The following is a 5,176-nucleotide window of genomic DNA, read 5'->3' on the forward strand; positions in this document are numbered from 1 at the left end:
CCACCAGACGTTTTTGCAGTTGGTAGGCCGTCATGAGCAAGGTTTCACGCGCTGCAACATAGCCGTCCCAAGCGTCCAGGTTGTAACCCAGCTTCGGGTTGAGTGTGGTGTTCATCAAACCAGCTTGCATAGGGGTTCTTGAACCTGCGGGCGTGGCTTTGGCAGTCAAGTAATCGGTGACGGCCTGTTGCCCTGCCAATTGCGCGGCCTGTGAAAGGTCTGAGGTGTTCAAGGCAGCCAATACCGAAACTGGGAATTCCATGCGACCCATGAGAACCTGTTGCCCCAGAACTTGCCAGCGTGCACTGCTGTTAACCAACTGGCCTTGCAACCACTGCATCTGTTCTGCGCCCAGCATTTGTCGTGATGGCGATGAAAAAGTGGCCAGGGCTGCGGCTTGCGCAGCAGCGCCAGCGATACCGGCCAGATCGCCAATTTCAACTTGCATATCCCGGCCAATCAGGCGCGTGTCCAGCATATGCAGGCTTACCAGGCTGCCAAAATTGAAGCTCCTGTAAATTTTAGATTTGTCGGCTCCCGTGCGAATCGGCATCCACTCGTGGTAAGCCTGCAATGCAGCGGCTCTGCGATCAGCCCATGCACCTTCGGTGGCCTGGGTGTGATTTTCTGCACCATGGGCATAGGCGTCATTGGCAAATTCGTGGTCATCCCAAATGGCGATCATGGGCTTAAGGGCATGCAAGTTTTTGCTGTCTGGATCGCTTTTGTACTGAGCATGTCTGGCGCGGTAGTCGGCCAGCGTGAGCAATTCATTAGAGGGTACGGACACGCGACCCAAAGTGGCGGCGGCCGATGATGCATAGCCGTTGGCGGCGTATTCATAGATGTAGTCACCCAGGTGCAAAGCAAATTCAACATCGCTTTTAGCCACATCAGCGTAAACATTGAAAAAGCCTGCAGGGTAATTGGAGCAGCTCATAACGGCTAACTTGAGGCTGTCTGTTGATTGCGGCAATGTTCGCGTCCGTCCAACGGGTGAGCGGATTTCACCTTGGCTGAATCGGTAGTGGTAAGCAGTGCCGGCCTGGAGTCCACTGGCATCCACTTTGGCCGTGAAACCAGTGGCCAGTGTTGCCAGCACAGTGCCCTCGCTCACGATTTTTACGAAATCAGCATCACTCGCCACTTGGTACCGAAGCGAAACATCTGCATCGCTGTCCGGAAATTTGGCGTGCGTCCAAAGAATCACTTTGTCAGCGAGTGGATCGCCACTGGCGACTCCGAACTTGAACTCAGCTTGGGCGTTGCCACCGCCGCACGCAGACAAGCTTGCACCAGCGGCAAGTACAGCAGAAACACTGGCGATTGTGATGACAAATTCGCGGCGAGATGTGGGCTTGGTCGCTGAGTACTCCAGTCGGTGAGTTGAAAACACCCCTGCAATGTGCTTGTTCCGAATGATGTTTCGGTGACAAATTCATGAAGATTTTGCGTATTTGAAAAAATTGGCAATTTGAAGACGCATCGAGTTCTATCTTCAAATATTTGACTTAAATATTTCATCTTTCTGACATGTTGAGCGAATAAATTGTTTGCAGTTATTAACCAAAGAAGGTCTCTAATGAAACAGATTTTTTCCAGAAAGATAATGATCGGATCCATGGCGGCCGCGCTGGTGCTGAGCGCTTGTGGCGGTAATGGCAATGAGCCACCTGAGGCCGCATTCACATTGCAGTTGTTGCACATCTCGGACGCCGATGGTTCAGACACCACTGCTTTGAACAGCGTGGCCAATTTGTCTGGCCTGATCCAGAAGTTTCGTGCCCAGTACCCACAGCAAACGCTGACAGTCAGCTCGGGTGATAACTACATCCCTGGGCCGCGTTTCAATGCGTCCTTTGACCCAAGTTTGAAACTTAGTTTAGGCAAAGAGGACGTTGGTCGCGCCGACATGGCGTTTCTGAATGCCTTTGGCATTCAAGCCTCTGCGATCGGCAACCATGAGCTGGACTTGGGTACGCGTCAGTTTGCCAGCATCATCAAACCCGATGGTGCATGGAGCGGTGCTAAGTTTCCTTACCTGTCTTACAACGTGGACTTCGCGGCCGATTCGGACGTGGCCAGTCTGAAGCTGGCTAACGGCGGTAAAGCACAAGAGCAATCGGGCAAGTTGACCGGCTGGACAATTGTGGAAGTAGGCAGTCAAAAAATAGGGGTGATTGGAGCCAGCTCTCCGGTGTTCGCCAACATCACTACTCCCGGAAAATTGCAGTTCGGCCCCACACTGACCAGCAGCGAAGTGGATGTGGCAGGTCTTGCAGCGGTTATCCAACAGGGCGTGGATGAGATGACGGCTGCAGGCATCAACAAAGTGGTGCTTTTGGCCCATATGCAAAGCCTGTCTGTCGAAAAGGCCTTGGCTTCCCGCCTTAAAAATGTGGACATCATTGTTGCAGGGGGCTCCAACACCTTGCTTTCAGATGCCAACGATGTGCTGCGCACTGGCGACAAGTCGGCGGGGGAGTACCCTTATCAGACTCAAGATGCAGCCGGCCAACCCACGGTGGTCGTTAACGTGGACGCCGATTACAAATACCTCGGTCGCTTCATGGCCCCTTTTGACGACAAGGGCGTGCTGATCACCCGACGCTTTGATAACAAACTCTCGGGTGCCTGGGTTACCAGCGAGACCGACGACAGTGCGGGTGGTGTCATCGTTTCAGGCTTGGTGACCCAGGTTCGTGATGCCATCAAGGCTGTGCTCAAGAGCAAAGATGGCAATGTGTTCGGCAAAACTGGTGAATTCTTGGAAGGCCGCCGTGCGGCGGTACGCAACGAAGAGACCAACTTTGGCAACCTGACTGCGGACGCCAATCTTTGGTATGCCCAACTGTTGGACCCAACGGTACAAATTTCATTGAAAAATGGCGGCGGTATCCGATCTGAGATTGGTGAAGTCCTGGCACTGCCGGGGTCCACATCAACCGCTGTCCTGACAGCGCCTAAAGCCAACACTGAAGCACAGCGCCAAGCCGGGGAGATCTCTCAATTGGCGGTTGAAACGGCTTTGAAGTTCAATAACACTTTGGCTACTTTTGACATCACGGCCGCGCAACTCAAGTCCTTGATGGAGCATGGTGTTGCTGTCTTGGGCAGCCAAGGGCGTTTTCCTCAGATAGGCGGCATGAGATTCAGTTATGACCCGAGTCGCACAGCGCAATCACTTGATGGCAGTTTTGCAGTCACCACCGCGGGTGAACGCATCCGTTCGCTCAAGGTTGGCAACGATGTGGTTGTACAAAACGGGTCCTTGGTGGGTGACGCCCAGCGCACCTTCCGCATGGTGACACTGGGGTACCTGTCCACCAGAGGTGATGGTTATCCCTTCCCTGCCAATTTGGTGAATCTGGTTGATTTAAAAACCGCTATGAGCGACGCCACTTCTGGGGGTGCTGCCAGCACCAGCACCGCGACTTTAGGCAGCGAGCAAGACGCCTTCATGAAGTACATGAAGAGCCAGTTCGGTACAACGGCCTTCGGAGTGAAAGACACGCCAGCCGCGGAAGACCTTCGCATCCAAAACCTGAGCCAGCGCTCAGACTCGGTTTTGAATTGAAATCACAGGAGATGAATATGAATACGAATATGAAAAAAACCATGGTGTATGGCGTTTGCAGCTTGGCTTTTCTTGCCGCGCTGTCAGCTTGTGGCGGCTCCGGTGGGGTTGTGCAGACGCCCAGTGCTTTGGAGCTGGTCAAGTTGGGCGGCTTCGCACACCAAGGCGGTGTGGCCTCGGCTGAAATCACTGCCTATGACTCAGCCAGCAAAAAGCTGTTTGTGGTCAATGGTGCTTTGGCCAGTTTGGATGTCCTAAATTTGAGCAACCCGGCACAACCGGCTTTGCTCCAATCCATCACCATGGCCAGTTTGTGGGCCGATGCCGGTGCGGCCAACAGCGTGGCAGTGCACCAAGGCATGGTGGCGTTGGCTGTGCAGGACTTGGACAAAACAAAGCCGGGCCGTTTGATCGTTTTGCGTGCCTCGGATTACGCCGTGTTGGGAACGGCCACTGTGGGCGCTTTGCCCGACATGGTGACTTTTACGCCGGATGGCAAAACCTTGTTGCTGGCCAACGAGGGTGAGCCCAATTCGTATGGCCAAGCCGACTCGGTAGACCCAGAGGGCTCCATCAGCGTCGTCGATGTCAGCGCGCTGAAGTTGACCAGTTCAAATGTTGTGTTGACAGCCAAAACGGCAGACTTCAAAGCCTTCAATGACCAAAAGGATGCGCTCATCGCTTCGGGTGTGCGGATTTTTGGGCCAGGCGCCACGGTCGCGCAAGACTTGGAGCCTGAATACATCGCGGTGTCAACGGACGGCAAAACGGCCTATGTCACCTTGCAGGAAAACAATGCCATGGCCATCGTGGACATTGCCTCCGCCAAGGTGACCGCCATCAAACCGTTTGGTTACAAGGACCACAGTCTCGCAGGTAATGGTCTGGATGCCAGCGACAAAGACAATGCCGTCAACATCAAGACTTGGCCTGTACTGGGCATGTATTTGCCCGATGCCATCGCCAGTTACAGCGTGGCTGGGCAAACCTACTTGATCACCGCCAACGAAGGGGATGCGCGTGCCGATTGGCCGGGTTACAACGAAGAGTCTCGTGTCAATAAGTTGAAATTGAGCCCAGCGCTGCAGGCTTTCAAGTCCGATGCCCAGTTGGGTCGCCTGAATGTCACCACTTCTCAAGGGGCGGTCAATGGCGTTTACGAAAAACTCTATGCGTATGGCACGCGCTCATTCTCCATCTGGAATGCGCAGGGCCAACAGGTCTTTGATTCTGGCGACCAGCTGGAGCAGTTGACCAAAGACTTGCCCCAGGCCAAGTTCAATGCGAGCCACTCTGGCAACAGCCAAGATGACCGCAGTGACAACAAAGGCCCAGAGCCAGAAGGCGTCATCGTGGCCCAGTTTGGCCAAAAACATTACGCATTTATTGGACTGGAGCGCATTGGTGGTGTCATGGTTTACGACGTGAGTCAGCCCACGAGGCCTGTATATGAAACTTACATCAACACCCGCAACGGTGCCACTGGTGACTTGGGGCCGGAGGGTATGCACTTGGTAGCCGCAGACCATTCGCCCAACGGCAAACCTTTGTTGGTGGTGGGCAATGAGGCCAGTGGAACGACTGCTATTTTTCAGATCA

The 5,176-nt window shown here is 54.0% G+C and carries 4 protein-coding genes; 2 read left to right on the plus strand and 2 right to left on the minus strand.

Going from position 1 to position 5,176, the window contains the following annotated elements; all coding sequences use genetic code 11:
* Both Q0341_RS09205 and Q0341_RS09210 read right to left on the minus strand, forming a co-directional pair.
* A partial coding sequence (locus Q0341_RS09205; protein ID WP_299512398.1) for an alkaline phosphatase D family protein occupies positions 1-1,210 on the minus strand: 1,210 nt, incomplete at its 3' end.
* Positions 1,207-1,623, minus strand: coding sequence for a hypothetical protein (locus tag Q0341_RS09210; protein WP_299512401.1), 417 nt, complete (start codon positions 1,621-1,623; stop codon positions 1,207-1,209). The genes Q0341_RS09205 and Q0341_RS09210, both read right to left, overlap by 4 nt.
* On the opposite strand from Q0341_RS09210, the gene Q0341_RS09215 reads away from it, so the two are divergent.
* On the plus strand, positions 1,610-3,577 hold the full coding sequence (locus Q0341_RS09215) for a bifunctional metallophosphatase/5'-nucleotidase (protein WP_299512403.1): 1,968 nt from the start codon (positions 1,610-1,612) through the stop codon (positions 3,575-3,577). The two genes, Q0341_RS09210 and Q0341_RS09215, sit on opposite strands and share 14 nt — an antisense overlap.
* 17 nt (positions 3,578-3,594) lie before the next feature.
* Positions 3,595-5,176, plus strand: a 1,582-nt coding sequence (locus Q0341_RS09220) for a choice-of-anchor I family protein (protein WP_299512405.1), incomplete at its 3' end; no start/stop codon positions are given.

It is taken from the genome of uncultured Limnohabitans sp. (assembly GCF_937889215.1).
Taxonomy (GTDB): domain Bacteria; phylum Pseudomonadota; class Gammaproteobacteria; order Burkholderiales; family Burkholderiaceae_C; genus Limnohabitans_A.